The organism is Gluconobacter sp. P5H9_a (assembly GCF_018812085.1).
Lineage (GTDB): Bacteria > Pseudomonadota > Alphaproteobacteria > Acetobacterales > Acetobacteraceae > Gluconobacter.
The window spans coordinates 73,384-90,246 of sequence record NZ_JACRVW010000005.1 but is presented as its reverse complement, the minus strand read 5'-3'; the positions used below and the strand labels follow the sequence as shown (position 1 = coordinate 90,246).

Sequence of the window (16,863 nt, the reverse complement as noted above, 5' to 3'; positions counted from 1 at the left end):
GACCATTGTGAGCAGCTTGGAAATGTGCGCCTCAGGGGGCCTTGTGCTCAAAGGGTTCCATGGTTGGTTGTGGAATAGGCATTTGAGGCTCGGGGTCAGGAGAGGTCAGACCCGCAGCCGGGATTTCAACAGCCATTTGCATGAGTTCCATCGGGGTTTCGGGAATTTTGGCCCTGAAAACCAGCCGGCGGGAGAGGTTGAAATTAGCCATCATGCCGCAACCCGCACCAATCGCGAGCGCCGTAACAGGATGTCGGACGGTAAAGGGTACGAAGGCGTAGAGTAGGAAGACTGCTCCGCGGTTCAGAAGGAACCCGAAGGCATTCGCGATCAGGAACCGAAGCCACTGAAGGATCAGGTGCTGGTTATCGGCCGCCGAGGTTCGAAACGTCCAGGCGCGGTTCAGAATCCAGTTGACGGTGGCGGCAACAAAATAGGCGGCAATGGTTGCAGCGATGAGGCCAATTTCTGGCCGAAAAGCCTCCACGCTTCCCCAGTCTACGAAGAAGCCGAATGCCCCAACGACGCCAAATCGAAGGAACTGATCAATCACCTGCGGGCGTGAACGGGGATAGAAAATTCGGGTGCGTCGCAAGTGGACATCTCCGGAGGGGCTGTGGGTATTGCTCTAGCGTGCGCAGATTTACGCTGCAAAGGCCTTAAAATAGAAAAAGGCGCCCCGAAGGACGCCTTTTCCAGAAACCCGGAGCCCGAAGGCTCCGGCGTCTTTTTCAAACTGAATTACTTCAGGATGATTTCGACGCGACGGTTCTGCGGCTCGCGGGTGTTCGGGCCGGTCGGAACCAGTGGCTTCTGCTCACCGTAACCATGGATGTCCACAGCAGCTGCCGGAACGCCATCACGGATCAGCTCAGCCTTAACGCTCTGTGCGCGGCGGAGGGACAGACCCATGTTGTAACGCTCACCGCGCGGGCCCGGGTGGGCTGCGGAGTTATCGGTGTAACCGTTAACTTCGATGCGCGTCGTCTGGACGTGCGTGGAAGCCTGAGCTGCCTGAGCAACGATCTCACGAGCGCGGCCCGTCAGGTCAGACTTGTCCCAGTCGAAGAACACGAGGTACGTACGAGCTGGCGTCGGAGCCGGCGGAACGATGACCGGAGCCGGCGGCGGCGGCGGCGGAGCCGTGTCGAACGCATAACGCAGACCCAGGATGAACTGGTGCGAGAAGCGCGGGTCGAAGTTCACGTTGCCCTTGTGAACGCCAGAGCCGTTGTAGGCCGTGGAGCGGTACGGGCCATCAGCAAACTGCTGACCGATGAAGCGGTATTCGGTCGTGACAGCAAGACCCGGAACGCCCGGAATGTCGTAAGCTGCACCGACGATACCCTGGTACGCAAAGCTGCCCTGCGTGCCACCGATACGGTTGACGGAACCATTCGCATAGTTCGTCGTGATCGGGTTGTAGTGCTGCCACAGGTAGCCAGCGCCAACACCAACGAACGGCGTGACAGGAACGTTCAGGCCGAAGTGGGCCAGATCGATGTCATACAGGACGTTGACGAAACCGCCATAAGCCTGGTCAGAACCGTTCGTGGAACCGTGAACGGCCGTCGGCGTGCGGTGGTTGATCTGGGAGTAGTTGTACACACCCTCCACTTCAACGCGCAGACCGTTGCCGAAGCCCCAGCCGAACGAACCGAAGCCCGTGAAGCCGTCCTTGTGGCGGAGGCGTGAGCTGCTAGCGTTGTTGCTAGACGTGCCGTCAGCCTGCGTGGTTGGTGAGAAGCGGCCGTGCTGCTGCTGAACCAGGTTGTAACCACCGCCGATGTTGACGTACGGGCCGGTGATCGTGCTGGCCATGGCAAGCGACGGTGCGGCGACCATCGACGTCATGGCAAGGAGTGCCGTGCGGAGACGCATGTTTTCGTCCTCTTAGTGACTAACGTTTCGAGCCGTTGGAAAAACTGCTTCAACCAACGGACCCAGCGCGATGCATAAGCGCATATAGATCGGGGAGTTCCCTAGGACAAAGCCAGACAGAGCCTTCCAGACCTACTCGGGTGGAAGGAGTGACAAAAAAGTCACATTTCATTCCGCCCGCTTCACGATCTACGCCTCGCGTCCCTGCTGCCATAGCTGAACACTTGCAGGGACGCCAGCGTCTTCCGGGAATTTGTGCTGCGCAAATGCAGTTAAAAAACAAAAAGTTAGGCTAAACCATAAAGGACTGTAACGGTCCTTATGCTGTGCAGCCTTCATTTATCAGTAAGTTACGGACGGTATCCATTGGGACGTCACGACTTGTGAATGCTTTGCCAATACCGTGCAGAAGAACAAAGGAAATTTTCCCGTCTTGCATCTTCTTGTCCCGAGTCATGTGATCGAGAAGTACCTGCGCTGAGAACGGAATATCAAACCAGTCAAAGCTGACTGGCATGCCGAGGGTGCGTAAATGTTCGTCCAGGCGAGAAAGGTCTTCCTCTGGCGCATATCCGAGTTGAACGGAAAGAGCCATTGCGAGGTGCAAACCTATTGAAACTCCTTCGCCATGCAGAAGGCGCCCGTCATAACCGAGCTCTGCCTCAAGGGCGTGACCAAAAGTGTGACCAAGGTTTAGCAGGGCGCGACCATTCAGTTTCGCCTGCTCACGTTCATCAGCGGCGACAATAGCGGCCTTGAAAGTACAGGCACGTTGAACCGCTTCCGCAAGAGCTGCCGGGTCTCCGTCAAGAACAGATCGTCCATTGGTTTCACACCATGCGAAAAGATCAGGGTCTGCGATCAGACCTGACTTCACAATTTCGGCATAACCCGCAACTCGCTGTCTGCGCGGTAGAGTCGCGAGTGCGGAGTTGTCTGCGAGAACGATGATGGGCTGATGGAATGCGCCGATCAGATTCTTGCCGGACGGGGAATTGATGCCGGTTTTTCCGCCGACGGAACTATCCACCTGTGCGAGCAGAGTCGTGGGAATCTGGATGAACGGGATTCCGCGCAAGGCTGTTGCGGCTACGAAACCGGCCAGATCGCCAACAACACCACCACCCAGGGCGACAATTGTTGTGCCACGCTCGATTCCCAGTGACAGGAGACGCGTCATCACGTCGCCATAGCAGTGCAGGGATTTGCTCTCCTCGCCTCCTGCCACAGAGATGACGTCTGCCTGGATGCCTGTCTCCTGGAAGGACAGAAGCAGGCGGGAGAGGTGGAGAGTGGCAACGGTGTCGTCCGTGATGACGACAACCCTCTTCTGGCGCAGGTGTGGGGCAACCCAAGCTCCTGCCCGCGAAATCAGGTCCGGCCCGACCAGAACATCGTAGCTGTGCTGTGCAAGAGCTACAGGCACTTTTTGAGGATGTTGGTATTCTGCGAGGGTTTCACGGACGCGCTGCACGCCTTGCTCCACGGTTTCGTCTCCGCAATCAATAATGATGTCTGCTTCCGCATAGACAGGGTAACGAACGCCTACCAGTCGGGTCATGACCTCTTCCGGGCTACCTTGAGCGAGCAGAGGTCTGCCGCCGCGGCCCTGAACGCGTCTGAGCAGAACGTGCACAGGGGCGCGAAGCCAGATCGACACGGCATGCTTACGAACGAGATGGCGCGTCTGGGCGTCCATCCATGCTCCGCCACCCGTAGCGAGAATGCAGGGAGGGCCTTTGATCAGGCGTTCGATGACCCGGCGTTCGCCAGCACGGAAATAGGCTTCTCCGTGGCGGGAGAAAATTTCCGGAATCGTGCAGCCTGCGGCGCGTTCAATTTCTGCATCCGCATCGACGAAGGGCAGGCGGTAGAGCTGCGCCAGACGGCGGCCTACGGTGGTTTTTCCAGCTCCCATCATGCCAACCAGAACAACAGTGCAGGTCGGGACGGGAAGAGATACCGCCGGATCGGCGGAAAGTGAGGGTGGCAGAGGTGACATGCTCTGCTACCTATCATAGGAGAGGGCATCACGTCCTGCCCGCACTTTGAGACCTGAACATAATGGCACAATCTGATCGTTCATCTTCCCGTTTGCCCATGATTGCTGGAGCTGGTGCTCTGGTTCTGGTGGTGGTTCTGGGCGGACTTTTCCTGCGTCTGGGGATGGGGGTTGTTCCGCCTGAGCAGACACAGGTTCACAAAGAGCTGCCAGCGGCGATGTTCGCTACGTCCGGTTCTGCTGCTGCGGCTCTTCCGGCGATGCCGCCGGTTCCGACCGCTCCGGCCGCAGGAGCTGCTCAGCCTGCGCCTGTCCCGCCTCCGGTTGCTGCGGCACCTGTGGCTCCAGCCGCTCCCGCTCTGACGCCATCCACGCCGCTGCCCACAATGCCTGCACCTAAGCCTGCTCCTCTGCAGGGGGCTGCTGTTCCGGCGCACTGATCAGGCAGGCCTGACGCATGTCAGAGGTGGCTGATTGGCATGTCGAGGCATTTCTTGAAATGCTTGCGGCAGAACGGGGCGCAGCTCTGAAAACGCGTCAGGCCTATGCCTCTGACCTCGCGGATTTTTCCCGTCATTGTGCTCCAACGTCTTTGGCGCAGGCGACGGGAGAGCAGGTCAGAAGTTACCTGACCTCCCTGTCCCAGGCTGGGATGGCTGCTCGTACAGCAGCGCGCAGGCTGTCCTGTCTCAAGCAATTTTATCGATTTCTGATGCTGGAATCGATTCGGTCTGATGATCCAACGGATCGCCAGCAGGCTCCGAAAGTCAGTTCCTCGCTTCCTCGTCCTCTGGATGAGAAAGAAATTCGACTACTTCTGGAAGAAGGAACCAGAGGGCACGACAGTGAACGGCGTGATCTGCTGTCCCGTGCGGCTCTTGAACTTCTTTACACAACGGGCCTCCGAATTTCAGAACTCCTGTCTTTGCCTGCGACATGTGTGAAGGCAAAGGGTGAAATGCTTCTCGTGAGAGGCAAAGGCGGCCGTGAGCGGTTGGTTCCTCTGTCTCGCAGTGCTCGGCAGGCTGCTGAAGCTCTGGTTCACTATGACCGGGACTTGGGAAGCCCGTATCTTTTCCCAGGCAGGAATCCTGACAAGCCACTGACCCGGCAGGGGTTCGACAAAATTCTGCTGGCCTGCGCACTAAAGGCGGGAATTGACCCTGAACGGGTGAGCCCGCATGTGCTCAGACACTCCTTTGCCAGCCACCTTCTGGCCCATGGCGCGGATCTGAGAGCGCTTCAGATGCTGCTGGGTCATGCGGATATCGCGACGACCCAGATTTACACACAGGTCATGGCGGAACGTCTGAGGCAACTCGTGACGGCGCATCACCCACTGGCGAAAATCCAGTCTGGGGACTGATCTACCCCGTAAAAAACCGGGGGGCTGTTTCCGGATGCGTTGCCGTGCTATCCGGCAGCCATGCGCCAATTCCTAGATTTCGAGAAGTCGGTCGCCGAACTCGAGACCAAAATCGACGAACTCCGCCAGATGGGCAGCCAGGAGAAGGACTCCGGCACCAGCGGCATCAACATCGATGACGAGGTTGCCCGTCTTTCTGACAAGGCGGACAAACAGCTTCGTGCAACCTATGCAAAGCTTACGCCGTTGCAGAAGGTGCAGGTTGCCCGTCACGCCCAGCGCCCCAAGGCTCTGGACTATGTTCGTCTTCTGACAACAGACTTTACGCCGCTGGCCGGAGATCGTGCTTTCGGAGACGACAAGGCCATGATTGGTGGTCTTGCCCGATTCCGTGGTGAGCCGGTTGTCGTGGTTGGGACGGAGCGTGGTCACGACACGGAAACGCGTCTGCTTCATAATTTTGGCATGGCCCGCCCGGAAGGTTACCGGAAGGCACAGCGCCTTGTGGAAATGGCCGGCCGTTTCGGGCTGCCGATTCTAAGCTTCATCGATACAGCTGGAGCATGGCCGGGTATTGATGCCGAAGCACGCGGTCAGGCCGAGGCCATCGCGCGCTCAATCGATATCTGCCTCAAGGCTCCTGTCCCTCTGATCGCAACCGTGATTGGTGAGGGTGGTTCCGGTGGTGCGATTGCTATCGGCGCGGGCGATCGTGTTCTGATGCTTGAGAACTCGATCTATTCCGTTATTTCGCCTGAGGCCGCAGCATCCATTCTCTGGCGTGATCCTAAGCTGGCTCCGGCCGCTGCTGAAGCCCTGAAGCTGACAGCGCAGGATCTTCTGGGGCTTGGTCTGATTGACCGGATCATTCCTGAGCCCATCGGTGGGGCGCAGCGCCTTCCGGATGACGCCGTGCACGCGGTGGGTAATGTGATTGCCGAAGAGCTGCTGGAACTCCAGAAGCTGACAGGTCCGGCTCTCGTTCAGAAGCGGCGGGACAAGTTCCTGGCCATGACCCGAGGGTCTCTGAACTGATACGAAAAAAACCGCTGCCCTTCGGAGCAGCGGTTTTTTTTTGGTCTTTACGCCTTGTGAGGCGGATCTCCGCTGATCGGATCGCGCCCATGCGCCATGATCAGATCATGCAGGAGAGAGCCCGCATTCTTAACTGCTGACGCATCGTATCCTTTGGCGACCAGAGCTGTCCCCGTCGTGCCGTTCGTCAGGCCATACGGATATGACCCAAGATCAATTTTCGGGAACTGTTCCTGCAAATGGCGCAGATCGTCCGCGAAGTCCCCCTCCTTCAATCCCGCCGCATGCCAGCTTACGGACGTCAGGGGTGGGCCTTTTTCCATCTTGGGAACTAACGTTTCCACCATGGAGGCGAAAATGGACGGGACTCCGGCCATGACGTGCACGTTGCCAATGCTGAAGCCGGGCGCCGCCGATATAGCGTTTTCGATGGGGGTTGCGCCTTCCGGGAGCATGGCCATGCGCTGACGGGCCGCGTTGAACTTTTCTTTCCCCATAATGGCTTCCAGCTTCTGGAATGTCGGCTCGTGACGCAGCAGCGGAACGCCCATGGCTTTGGCGATACATTCAGCTGTGATGTCGTCATGGGTAGGGCCGATGCCGCCGCATGTGAAAATTACGTCGAATCGCTCCCGACATTCTGTGACGGTTCGGATGATGTGGTCTTCGATGTCCGGAATGACACGGACTTCGAGAAGCCGGATACCTTGGGCATTCAGCGCACGCGCCAGAACCTGTGTGTTGGCGTCCTGAGTGCGACCGGAAAGAATTTCGTTGCCTATGACGAGCAGGCAGGCGTTTTTTTGAAGCATGAGTCTCGTCCTGATAGTCTGGTGGACCAAACGTAGCGCGTTGTGCCGCGTTGTCGAGCAGGGTCGGACGTCTGGCCATGCCCATTTCAAACAGGACACCCATGAGCACTCTGAAGCACCATCTCCCTGAATGTATTCTCGATCTGCGTGCAACGCTGGGTGAGGGACCCGTCTGGAGTGAGGCTGAAAAGTCGCTTTATTTCGTCGATATCATTGCTGCCAAGGTCCATCGTCTCACGCCGGAAACAGGCGATCACAAGACATGGGATGCTCCGGACCGTCTGGGCTTTCTGCTGCCGGTTGCAAACGGAACTTTCCTTGCGGGCTTACGCGATGGCCTGCATGGCTTTGACCCTGAAAGCGGAGACTTCGAGGCTGGCCCTAGGATTGAGCCTGACATGCCAGGGAACCGTCTGAACGATGGTTGTGTGGATCCGCTGGGACGTGTGTGGTTTGGTACAATGGATGACGGGGAAGAAGAACCGACTGGCTCCATCTATCGTGTGATCCATACGGAAGAGGGGCTGGAAATCACGCACCATACCGAGGGGTATATTGTCTCGAATGGTCCGGCTGTCTCGCCATGCGGGCGTGTCCTGTATGTTTGTCATAGCCCGAAGCAGACGATTTATGCCTTCGATATTGATGAGAACGGAGATCTCTCGAACGAGCGCGTCTTTGCCACGCTGACGCAGGGCTACCCGGATGGAATCGTTACGGATAGCGAAGGCAATTTGTGGTGTGGCACCTGGGGAGGCGGTCGCGTCGCGCGTTTCCGTCCCGACGGCACAGAATTGCCATCCATTGATATGCCCGTGACGAACGTAACGAAGGTTGCGTTTGGCGGGGATGATCTCAAGACGGTCTTTGTGACAACGGCGCGCAAAGGTCTGGATGAAGACGTTCTTTCCAAGGAGCCGCAGGCCGGATCGCTGTTTGCGTTTCGCACCGACATTGCAGGTGTGCCGCAGAATCAGTTTCAGCTGAACGATTGATCCTTAACGGGCAGCCGGAATGTTTGAAGCGGTTCCGGCTGTTTATCCCAGAAGTTCCTGAAGGAGTGGGATGAGTGGTAGATCCGGATCTGGCATTGGATATTTTGCCAGATCGGCTGCCTCCACCCACGCCAGCGCCTGCCCTTCCCGTGGGGCAGGAACGCCGCGCCACCGCCGCACAACATAAAGTGGCATCAGAAGATGAAACGGGCCTGCATTTGCACTGACGAAGGTGAAAGGGGCGAGGCAGGCTCCTGTCAGATCGACGTCCAGCTCCTCTTTCATTTCCCGGATGAGGGCCTGTTCCGGTGTCTCGTCCCGCTCGACCTTTCCGCCCGGAAATTCCCAAAGCCCAGCCAGACGTTTTCCTTCAGGGCGGCGCGCGAGAAGAATACGTCCCTGCGCATCCAGCAAAGCTGCTGCGACGACCAGAAGAGTCCGTGGTTTGCGTATTGGTGCGGGAGCGGACAGTTGATCTTCCAGTGCAGTCGGAGAAGCCGTTTCAACGGGGGCCGGTATGTCGAGTTGAAGGAAGTTCGACCGCGTCAATTCGTGCACAATGATGGGGCATTCGGTCCCACGTGACACAAAGCGACGGCTGCAGCGGCCGGTTTCCCGAAAGCCAAGTTTACGGAGGACGGCGGAAGACGCGGGATTATCAACCGCGACGTCTGCCGTAAGCTTCTCAAGCTTGAGCACCTGAATGGCCCATTCCGTGACGCGTCGGGCCGCAGATGTTGTCATGCCCTGTCCCCATGTGGCGGGGGACGCCCAGTAACCTAGAGAAGCAGAACGCCTGTCGTCCGACAGGACCAGCCCGACAGCTCCCAGAAGAACGCCGTCGCGCGTGATGGCGAAGTGGTGAGCGCTTCCCCGGGAACTGTCCTCCAGCGTGGAGGCAATCCATTTCTCAGCAAGGTCACGCGGGTAAGGGAAGGGAAGACGACTGAGCATGCGGACCACGCTCCAGTCGTTCACGAGGCGATGGACGGCTGGCGCGTCTTCCGGGCGAAGGGGACGTAAAAGAAAATCCCCCGCTTTCAGTTCAGGTGTCATGTCGGCCTTGTTGTATCCTGCTCCTCAGGAACACCGCAACGTGCCAACAGTCGGCGCAGCGTATTGATGACAGGGAAAACTTCCTGATTGTGGTCTCCGCCCAGTTCGTTCCAGGCAGCCTGTTCGAGCTCTACGATATCACGGTCTTCCTTAAAGATCCGTTCCGTAAAGGCGACAAGGAAGGGCCATGCCATATCCAGAATGACGCCGACTTTCGGTTTGCGCACTGACAAAAGGCCGAAAACGCGGCAGGTTTTCTCTTCTGCATCCTGCGGCACGTAGACGATCCACAGATCCATGACGGGCGGTTCGTCACCCGTGGCGATCCTCAAGGTCTGATAAGGATACTCTGTCCGGATTGTCATGACGTCGCGGTGAGCATAGCGCTCGCTTGCGTCCCGCCGTTCACCGAAGATCAGCGCTTCGCCCCAGGGTTGCTTGCCGCTTGTCCGGGCGAAGCTGTAGCGAGCCTCTACGAGGGTGGGCTCGTCCTTGCCGCCCAAAAAACGGGGTTTCATCTGGCCCATCTGCTTCATGTGCATGAACTGATGGTTCATATCCATCAGGTTCTCATGCATGAAACTGTAGTGACAGGCGACTTTCTTGCCGAAACGGCGCGTCTTGTAGGCCGGATCACGAACTGAGCCGAGCGCGGGGAAGGGCGTGGTTTCTGCTTTTGCCGGATCACCTGGGAAAATGAAGATCAGGCCGCCTTCTTCCCGGCAGGGATAGGTCCGCACACCATTCGGAAGCTTGTTCTTCCCAAGATAGGGGACGTCAATGCACCGACCGGAGCGGCCATAGGCCCAGCCATGATAGCAGCACTGTACCGCTTCACCACTCACACGGCCAAGGCTGAGGGGAACCTGACGGTGTGCGCAACGGTCTTCCAGAGCAAACACACTGCCGTCCAGGGGGCGGACGAGCGCAATTGGCTGGCCAGCGTAGCGTGTGCCTATGGTTTTCCCACTTTTTAGCTCATGAGACCATGCGACAGGATACCAGTAGTCCGGGTTGGAACGGATACGACGCAGGTCCGCATTGTGTCCTTGGGGTTCTGGAGAGACGCTGCTGACAATATCAGCTTCTTCTAAGGTACTCTGCGACATGGATATCCCGATCCTGAGTAAAGACGGGCCTTCAAAAGGCATGTTTTCTAAACGAGCCTAACAGGCAAAGGGTTCTCGCAGGAAGGGGGCAGGATGTATCACGGGAAGTAGCGTCATTTGAGCAACATGAGGCGGGAAAAGCACAGACTAGGTGTCATGGAAACATCATCCCGGGGATCAGAGGCTTTGCCTATGAGTATTGCTTGGCTAGGACACCGCTTCCTTTCTTCTTACCCTTAGTTCCCGGAGTATTGGCCTCAGTGCGCACGAAACCCCTGCTTCTGTCTTCCATTGCACTGTTGGCTATTCAATCGCAGGCACACGCTGCTGAGACGACAAAGCAGGTTGCGCTGGGTCATCGGCATGCGCCATCCCGTCATGGCGTGACGACACCGGTAGCACCCTCGAAGGTGCCTGCTCAGAAAACAGCTGTTCCAGCGAAGCACCCACAGCGGACAAATCTGGAATCCCGTTCAACAGAAAGCGTTTCGGTCACGGCGCGCCAGTTGACGGGTCGAGATGCGGAGCAGGCTGTTTCGAAGGCCGTCATGCGGCAGTTTGTGCCGGGAACCAGCCCTTACCGCATGCTGGACCGGATGCCGGGGGTCAGCTTCACGTCCACGGATCCATTCGGAATCGACAGCTTTGGCGCCAATCTTTACGTCCGCGGGTTCTTCATGAATCAGATGGGTGTGACAGTTGATGGCGTGCCTCTGAACGATCAGACCTATCAGTCTGTGAGTGGCATGAGCCTCGCTTCTGCCATCATTCCTGACGATATCCAGTCCATGCGGATGTCTCAGGGGGCCGGATCCGTCGAACTACCATCCACAAACACGCTGGGTGGAACAATCCAGATCGGGTCGTCTGATCCGAACGACAAGCGTGGCGGCAAGGTCAGCCAGTCTTTTGGCAGCTATAATTCTTATCGCACCTATGTTCGGCTGGATTCCGGCAAGCTGAACAGCTCTGGTACGAAGTTCTACACGTCTTATGCCCGTACCGACGAGGGCATGTGGATGGGGAGTGGTGACCAGTTCATGCAGCAGGTTGATGCCAAGCTCGTACAGCCCATCGGGCAGCGCAGCCGCATGTCTGCCTTCTTTAACTGGTCCAGCCTTGCTCAGTGGAACTACCCGGATACGTCCGTTGGGATTTTGAAGAATCTTGGATGGCGGACGCCGCATCTCTATCCGAATTATGGTCTGGCCTACGGCATTGCAAAAGGCACGGCAGCGCTTCCGGCTGGGTATGGTGGCGTGCCGGGTATCGATGGATCCGAAATCGCGATGTACGATGGCGGTCAGGCTGAAACCAACTACATGGGTGGCCTGCACTTCGATCTGGCTCTCACAGATAACCTGACCTGGAACACAACGGTCTATGGTCACAGCCAGACCGGCTATTACAGCTACACGGACTCCGAAGACCCATCCCCGAACGGTGCGCCATTCTCAGAAGAAGTCTGGCAGAACCGCCAGGAACGCTACGGTCTTGATACGAGCCTTCGCTACAAGTGGGGACGCCACACGATCGAGGGCGGTGTCTGGTATGAAAACAACAACCAGCAGGCTGGCCTGTTCAATTACCAGCAGCCGGTGCTAGGCGAGGGCGCTCCGCTCAAGGCTGTCGGGCCTTATGACGTTTATGGAAAGGCTTTTCTGGAAGGATACAACTTCCAGTGGACGACCAACGTCATGCAGTTTCATCTTCAGGACAGCATCCGCCTGACCGAAGGTCTGACGTTGCACGCCGGGTTCAAGTCCATGGTTGCGACGACCTCAGGCGGCGCGAACTACAATAACGCGGATTGGACCGGCTCTGACGAACTGCCGAATGGTTCGCTAACGGCTTCTCAGGCCTTCCTGCCGCATCTTAATCTGGACTGGCACATCAACAACCACCATGAGCTGTATGTGGATGTGGCCGAGAATATGCGCGCCTACGAAGTCTCGGCCTATGGCGTGGCGAACTCGGTTTATTCGGTTGAAGATCAGACGACCTTTCAGGCGCAAAAGAAGTCTCTCGAGCCGTCCAAAGCCTGGGTCTATCTGGGTGGATACCGCTACACGTCCAAGTATCTTCAGGCGAATGCGACCGTTTACCATGCCAGCCTGATCCATCCGATCCTGGCGGCGGCTGTTGGCTCTCTGACCAATCCGGTGTCTCAGGTGATCGACTTCGGTCATATTTCTATGACGGGTGCCAATGGCGATATCACGTTGACGCCGATCGAAGGTCTGAGCATCAGCAACAACCTGAGCTACAACAAGGGTACCTACGATAGGGACGTCGATACGGCGGGTGGTTTCTACGCGCTGGCGGGCAAGAACATCGTCAATTACCCGGCCTGGATGTACAAAACGTCCGTGTCTTACACTTGGAAGGGTGCGACGGCGCATTTCGATGCCAACTACTACAGCCGTCGCTACTACAGCTTCATGAATGATACGTCCGTTGGTGGATACTGGCTGGCGAATGCCGGAATGCAGTACCGCTTCGGCAAGCTGAGTGTGCTGAAAGACGTCACGGCGAGCTTCAACGTCTATAATCTGTTCAACACGAAATACATCGCCATGATGGGCCAGAACGACAATCCTGCGACGGGCGATTATCAGTCCATGGAACGCGGAGCCGTTCGTGAGTTCTTTGGAACGGTCAGCGCATCGTTTTAAGTATGTTCAGAGGCTGGGAGACACAGGTCTCCCAGCTTTTTTTAATGCCGCTGTAGCCAGTCGGGGTCTGTTGCACGATGAGCGATATCGGCAAACCAGCCCTCTTTCTCTGATTGAGGAATGGAATATCCTGCTGCATAGGCGGCTACGAGAACGGGCTTGCCTGTAGGGGGAAGCAGGATCGCTACATCTCCGGACGCTGCCCGTTCCACGGCTGGATTGTAGCCGGGTTTCACAGTCCATGTTCCGGTCTTGTGACCGATGCGCCATCCTTCTCTCAATCCGGCCGGCATACGTTTGGGACCGGTTGTGGTGGCCAGGAGCCATTTGAGAAGCTGGGCTTGAGAAGCCGAACTCAGATTGTTGCCATAGAGCGTGTTCTGAAGGTTCGAGACCATGGCGCGTGGCGTGGTGGTGTCTCGCAGATCCCCCATTGGAACGCGGTTCAGCGCCGTCTCGTAACGATCCACTCTTGTCACTGGGTCATGATGATCGCGCAGCCAGTGTGTGAGGGCCGCCGGGCCGCCAAGCCTCTTCAGAAGGAGGTTTGCGGCGGTGCTGTCGCTCAGTGAAACCGTTGCAGCGCAAAGCTCTCCAACAGACAGACTGGCGTGCGCTGTTTTTGACGCCGCGAGAGCGTCTTTGACAGCCGGGGACGCCGAAATGAGATCCTTGCGGCTGAAGGCAATTTCTCGACCCAGGTGTTCACGGCCATAGTCCGTTTGTGACAAGGTTGCGGCAGCCAGCAGCCATTTGAATGTCGAACACATGGGCAGGTGAATGTCCGGGTTTTCACCGAGTGCTCGGTTCGTTTCCAGATCCAGTGCCCACCATCCGGATTGCTCCTGCTCTCGGGAATCTGCTGCTGCAATCTGTGGAAGCGTAGTGAAGGCGCAGGTGGCTCCTGCGAGAAAAGAACGGCGCTTCATGATGTTGGAATACCGAGGTCTGCGCTCAGGTCATCAATGAACTGCGCCGCGACACGTCCAGAACGACTGCCACGCGTGAGAGCCCACTGAAGCGCTTTGCGGCGAAGGTCTTCTGGCGAAACAGGAAGCTTGCGGGCTGCGGCATAAGTTTGGACGATATCCAGATATTCGTCCTGGCTGGCACCATACAGGCCGATCCAGAGACCAAAACGGTCTGAAAGAGAGACTTTCTCTTCGATGGCTTCAGACGGATTAATGGCACTCCCGGTTTCGTTCTCGATCATGTCACGCGGCATGAGATGGCGGCGGTTCGAGGTTGCATAGACCAGAACGTTATCCGGACGTCCGCCGATACCACCATCCAGAACAGATTTTAGAGATTTGTAATCAGCATCCTGGCTTTCGAACGACAGATCATCGCAGAAGAGGATGCAGCGGCGATCGGTTGTGCGCAGAACGGCCAGAAGTTTCGGCAAGGTGGAAAGCTCGTCACGCTGGATTTCGATGAGCGCGAGCGTCGGCTGTCCCTTGGCGCGCTGCTCGGCGTTCACTGTGGCAATCGCAGCCTTCACCAGCGAGGATTTGCCCATGCCGCGAGCGCCCCAGAGCATCACGTTGTTGGCCGTGAAGCCTTCTGCGAAATGACGTGTGTTCGTCATGACCTGTGAAATCTGTCGCTCAATCCCCCGAAGCAGTGAAAGGGTAACGCCGGAAACCTTCTCAACCGGAGCAAGCGTTCCCATCGCGGCCTGCCAGATAAAGGCATCATGGTGCTTCAGAATATCAGCACTTGGCGGTTTGGGGCTCATGCGTTCGAGGCTGTCTGCAATACGTTCAAGGACGTTGAGCAGGGCGTGATCGGTCATGGAATTCGCTTTGTGCCAGTGATGAAGGAAGCGCCCGTCCTTGACGGGGAAACTCCGGACGATATGGTCCCCGCACGTTTCACTCAAGACTGGACCAATATTCCATGAGCAGTCTGTTCATTTCTTCCGCACAGGCCGCCGATGGCGGCGGGCTCCTCGCGAACCCGACGGTGCTTCAGTTCGCCCCGATGATTTTCATCTTCGTGGTTTTCTACTTCCTGCTGATCCGTCCGCAGCAGCAGCGTCAGCGCAAGCTCCGTGAAGAGCAGGGCGGTCTGCGTCGTGGTGACAAGGTTGTGACGGCTGGCGGTATCGTTGGCATCGTGCAGGCAACCCGTGACGGCAGCGACGAAGTTGATGTCGAAATCGCTCAGGGTGTCCGTGTGAAGATCGTTCGCACCACGATCACGAACATCGTGTCTCGCGACAAGGCTGCAAACGACTCCTGATCGGGTCTTAGCGCGCCAAGAAAAACGCCCCGCCGGGAGACCGGTCGGGGCGTTTTCCGTCTTCAGACTGTCTGAAAGATTCAGGCAGACTTCAGTTCAGCTTCTGCGAACTCATAGTTCGCCAGCTTGTCCAGATAGTTCGTGATGTAGTCCGGACGACGGTTGCGGAAGTCGAGGTAGTAGGCGTGCTCCCAGACGTCGAGGCCGAGAAGAGCCTTGCCCTGACCTTCGGCGAGCGGGTTGGAGCCGTTGGCCGTCTTCGTCACGGCAAGCTTGCCGGACTTGTCGAGAACGAGCCAGGCCCAGCCAGAACCGAACTGCGTTGTGGCAGCCTGCTTGAATGCGGTCTTGAAAGCATCCACGGAGCCGAAGTCTTCCGTGATCTTCTTTTCAAGCGAGGTCGGCAGCTTGCCACCTGTCGGGGACAGGTTCTTCCAGAACAGGATATGGTTCCAGTGCTGGCCGGCATTGTTGAAAACCGGGGCAATGTCAGACTTGCCATGAGAGAATGCGATGATCTCTTCAAGGGACTTGCCAGCCAGTTCCGGCTTGCTTTCGACGAAGCCGTTCAGGGCTGTGACATAGGCCTGATGATGCTTGCCGTGGTGAAGTTCCAGGGTCTCCTGGCACATGCCAGCGCCTGCGAGCGCGTTGGCGGCGTAGGGCAGTGAGGGCAGTTCGAAGGCCATGATGTTACTCCTTGGCAAAATGAAGAAGTCACTCCCTCAGGGATGAGGGGTGACCACTGTCATAATCGATCTCATTTATGAGGCGTGTTGGCAACGCTGTGTTCCATCGCGCCGATGAGAGCTGAGTAGTCCTCGTCAGCGTGCTGGCGGTTGGAAAGGCCCAGAGCCTGATCGGCTATGGCCATGGCAGGCATGAAGGCACCCACTTTACGTCCCGCATCAATCAGAAGGCCCATATCCTTGGACATCAGGCGCGTCGGGAACTGGGATGGGAAGGACTTGTCCTGGCCCATTTTCAGTTTGCGCTTGTGATGGGGGCTGACAACGGCGACCTGCTGGAGTGTATCGAACAGGACATCGCGGTCGATACCCGCTTTCAGGCCGTAGCTCACACCTTCGGCAATGACATTGAGCGTGGCACCCATGACGCCATTCACAACGAGTTTAAGCCGAGCGGCAGAGCCAGCGGGCCCGGCGTGGATTGTCAGCTTGCCAACGACATCCAGAATCGGCTTGGCGCGTTCGACAGTCTCGGCATCTCCACCAACCAGCATGACCAGGTCGCCGGTTTCGGCTTCAGGTGTACTGCCGGACATTGGGGCGTCCAGAACGACAAATCCGTTTTCTGCGGCGATCTTGGCAAGAGCCAGTGCTTGCTCCGGAGACACTGTTGACGTGTCGAGCACCAGCTTCCCTGCTGAAATGCCCGCAAGCATTCCATTTTCTCCCTGAAGTGACTGAATTTCAGCCGCATCGTTAGGAACACAAAGGATGATGACGTCGGCAGCCTCTGCAATGGCGCGGGGGGAGGGAAGCATCTCCGTTTCGTCTTTGCCGCCGGAGGGCGCAAAGGCCACGACGGAATATCCGGCACGACGGAGATTGGCGCCCATCCGCTGGGCCATGGCGCCGTAGCCGATAAAACCGATTTTCATATCGGGCATGCAAACAGGCTCCTTACGATGCGTTGCTTCAGTTCACGCACTATGGCTGCCAGAG

The 16,863-nt window shown here is 57.4% G+C and carries 16 protein-coding genes; 6 read left to right on the top strand and 10 right to left on the bottom strand.

The window, feature by feature from the left end; translation table 11 throughout:
• Nucleotides 1-31: 31 nt before the first annotated feature.
• From KP708_RS07080 to aroB, 3 genes are all read right to left on the bottom strand, one after another.
• Nucleotides 32-595 carry a GtrA family protein gene (locus KP708_RS07080; protein ID WP_202206450.1) on the bottom strand — a complete coding sequence of 188 codons (564 nt, stop codon included), beginning with the start codon at nt 593-595 and terminating at the stop codon, nt 32-34.
• A 146-nt stretch (nt 596-741) separates the two neighbouring features.
• Nucleotides 742-1,881 carry an OmpA family protein gene (locus KP708_RS07075; RefSeq protein ID WP_202206451.1) on the bottom strand — a complete coding sequence of 380 codons (1,140 nt, stop codon included), beginning with the start codon at nt 1,879-1,881 and terminating at the stop codon, nt 742-744.
• Nucleotides 1,882-2,200: 319 nt separating this feature from the next.
• Nucleotides 2,201-3,883, bottom strand: coding sequence for a 3-dehydroquinate synthase (aroB, locus tag KP708_RS07070; protein ID WP_215748996.1), 1,683 nt, complete (start codon nt 3,881-3,883; stop codon nt 2,201-2,203).
• Nucleotides 3,884-3,945: 62 nt separating this feature from the next.
• On the opposite strand from aroB, the gene KP708_RS07065 reads away from it, so the two are divergent.
• Genes KP708_RS07065 through KP708_RS07055 form a run of 3 tightly spaced genes read left to right on the top strand, consistent with a single transcriptional unit; the run spans nt 3,946 to nt 6,284 of the window.
• Nucleotides 3,946-4,323 (top strand): hypothetical protein, encoded by a 378-nt coding sequence (locus tag KP708_RS07065; RefSeq protein ID WP_215748995.1) that lies wholly within the window; start codon nt 3,946-3,948, stop codon nt 4,321-4,323.
• A 17-nt stretch (nt 4,324-4,340) separates the two neighbouring features.
• The gene (locus tag KP708_RS07060; RefSeq protein WP_215748993.1) at nt 4,341-5,249 is read left to right on the top strand and encodes a tyrosine recombinase; all 909 of its coding nucleotides are present in this window, start codon (nt 4,341-4,343) and stop codon (nt 5,247-5,249) included.
• A gap of 60 nt (nt 5,250-5,309) precedes the next feature.
• Nucleotides 5,310-6,284 (top strand): acetyl-CoA carboxylase carboxyltransferase subunit alpha, encoded by a 975-nt coding sequence (locus tag KP708_RS07055; protein ID WP_202206454.1) that lies wholly within the window; start codon nt 5,310-5,312, stop codon nt 6,282-6,284.
• Nucleotides 6,285-6,331: 47 nt separating this feature from the next.
• Here KP708_RS07055 and KP708_RS07050 read toward each other — a convergent pair whose 3' ends face one another.
• Nucleotides 6,332-7,096, bottom strand: coding sequence for a molybdopterin-binding protein (locus tag KP708_RS07050; RefSeq protein WP_215748991.1), 765 nt, complete (start codon nt 7,094-7,096; stop codon nt 6,332-6,334).
• A gap of 101 nt (nt 7,097-7,197) precedes the next feature.
• Here KP708_RS07050 and KP708_RS07045 point away from each other — a divergent pair, with 101 nt between their 5' ends.
• The gene (locus tag KP708_RS07045) at nt 7,198-8,091 is read left to right on the top strand and encodes an SMP-30/gluconolactonase/LRE family protein (RefSeq protein ID WP_215748987.1); all 894 of its coding nucleotides are present in this window, start codon (nt 7,198-7,200) and stop codon (nt 8,089-8,091) included.
• Between the two features lie 42 nt (nt 8,092-8,133).
• Here KP708_RS07045 and KP708_RS07040 read toward each other — a convergent pair whose 3' ends face one another.
• Both KP708_RS07040 and KP708_RS07035 read right to left on the bottom strand, forming a co-directional pair.
• A complete protein-coding gene (locus KP708_RS07040; protein WP_215748986.1) occupies nt 8,134-9,147 on the bottom strand; it encodes a bifunctional GNAT family N-acetyltransferase/(deoxy)nucleoside triphosphate pyrophosphohydrolase in 1,014 nt (337 codons plus the stop codon).
• Nucleotides 9,144-10,256 carry a Rieske 2Fe-2S domain-containing protein gene (locus KP708_RS07035; protein ID WP_215748984.1) on the bottom strand — a complete coding sequence of 371 codons (1,113 nt, stop codon included), beginning with the start codon at nt 10,254-10,256 and terminating at the stop codon, nt 9,144-9,146. Before KP708_RS07035 ends, KP708_RS07040 begins: the two co-directional genes overlap by 4 nt.
• Before the next feature lie 260 nt (nt 10,257-10,516).
• On the opposite strand from KP708_RS07035, the gene KP708_RS07030 reads away from it, so the two are divergent.
• Nucleotides 10,517-12,931: a TonB-dependent receptor domain-containing protein gene (locus KP708_RS07030; RefSeq protein WP_215748983.1), complete on the top strand. Its 2,415-nt coding sequence runs from the start codon at nt 10,517-10,519 to the stop codon at nt 12,929-12,931.
• A 41-nt stretch (nt 12,932-12,972) separates the two neighbouring features.
• Here the strand turns inward: KP708_RS07030 and bla are convergent, their stop codons facing one another.
• Nucleotides 12,973-13,860, bottom strand: a complete 888-nt coding sequence (bla, locus tag KP708_RS07025; protein WP_215748981.1) for a class A beta-lactamase — start codon at nt 13,858-13,860, stop codon at nt 12,973-12,975.
• Nucleotides 13,857-14,813: an ATP-binding protein gene (locus KP708_RS07020; RefSeq protein WP_215748980.1), complete on the bottom strand. Its 957-nt coding sequence runs from the start codon at nt 14,811-14,813 to the stop codon at nt 13,857-13,859. The genes bla and KP708_RS07020 overlap by 4 nt, the downstream gene beginning before the upstream one ends.
• Before the next feature lie 17 nt (nt 14,814-14,830).
• Between KP708_RS07020 and yajC the strand changes: the two genes are divergently transcribed.
• Nucleotides 14,831-15,175, top strand: a complete 345-nt coding sequence (gene yajC, locus KP708_RS07015; protein WP_086634449.1) for a preprotein translocase subunit YajC — start codon at nt 14,831-14,833, stop codon at nt 15,173-15,175.
• Between the two features lie 80 nt (nt 15,176-15,255).
• Here yajC and KP708_RS07010 read toward each other — a convergent pair whose 3' ends face one another.
• On the bottom strand, nt 15,256-15,864 hold the full coding sequence (locus KP708_RS07010) for a superoxide dismutase (RefSeq protein ID WP_046899798.1): 609 nt from the start codon (nt 15,862-15,864) through the stop codon (nt 15,256-15,258).
• A 71-nt stretch (nt 15,865-15,935) separates the two neighbouring features.
• Nucleotides 15,936-16,808, bottom strand: a complete 873-nt coding sequence (locus KP708_RS07005) for an NAD(P)-dependent oxidoreductase (protein WP_215748978.1) — start codon at nt 16,806-16,808, stop codon at nt 15,936-15,938.
• Between the last annotated feature and the right edge of the window lie 55 nt (nt 16,809-16,863).

Bases quoted from the DNA above. Each gene is read 5' to 3' on its own strand.
- KP708_RS07040 (WP_215748986.1), bottom strand. From the start codon at position 9,147: ATGACACCTGAACTGAAAGCGGGGGATTTTCTTTTACGTCCCCTTCGC.
- KP708_RS07055 (WP_202206454.1), top strand. From the start codon at position 5,310: ATGCGCCAATTCCTAGATTTCGAGAAGTCGGTCGCCGAACTCGAGACC.
- KP708_RS07050 (WP_215748991.1), bottom strand. From the start codon at position 7,096: ATGCTTCAAAAAAACGCCTGCCTGCTCGTCATAGGCAACGAAATTCTT.
- yajC (WP_086634449.1), top strand. From the start codon at position 14,831: ATGAGCAGTCTGTTCATTTCTTCCGCACAGGCCGCCGATGGCGGCGGG.
- KP708_RS07005 (WP_215748978.1), bottom strand. From the start codon at position 16,808: ATGCCCGATATGAAAATCGGTTTTATCGGCTACGGCGCCATGGCCCAG.
- KP708_RS07075 (WP_202206451.1), bottom strand. From the start codon at position 1,881: ATGCGTCTCCGCACGGCACTCCTTGCCATGACGTCGATGGTCGCCGCA.
- bla (WP_215748981.1), bottom strand. From the start codon at position 13,860: ATGAAGCGCCGTTCTTTTCTCGCAGGAGCCACCTGCGCCTTCACTACG.
- KP708_RS07010 (WP_046899798.1), bottom strand. From the start codon at position 15,864: ATGGCCTTCGAACTGCCCTCACTGCCCTACGCCGCCAACGCGCTCGCA.
- KP708_RS07060 (WP_215748993.1), top strand. From the start codon at position 4,341: ATGTCAGAGGTGGCTGATTGGCATGTCGAGGCATTTCTTGAAATGCTT.
- aroB (WP_215748996.1), bottom strand. From the start codon at position 3,883: ATGTCACCTCTGCCACCCTCACTTTCCGCCGATCCGGCGGTATCTCTT.
- KP708_RS07035 (WP_215748984.1), bottom strand. From the start codon at position 10,256: ATGTCGCAGAGTACCTTAGAAGAAGCTGATATTGTCAGCAGCGTCTCT.
- KP708_RS07065 (WP_215748995.1), top strand. From the start codon at position 3,946: ATGGCACAATCTGATCGTTCATCTTCCCGTTTGCCCATGATTGCTGGA.
- KP708_RS07045 (WP_215748987.1), top strand. From the start codon at position 7,198: ATGAGCACTCTGAAGCACCATCTCCCTGAATGTATTCTCGATCTGCGT.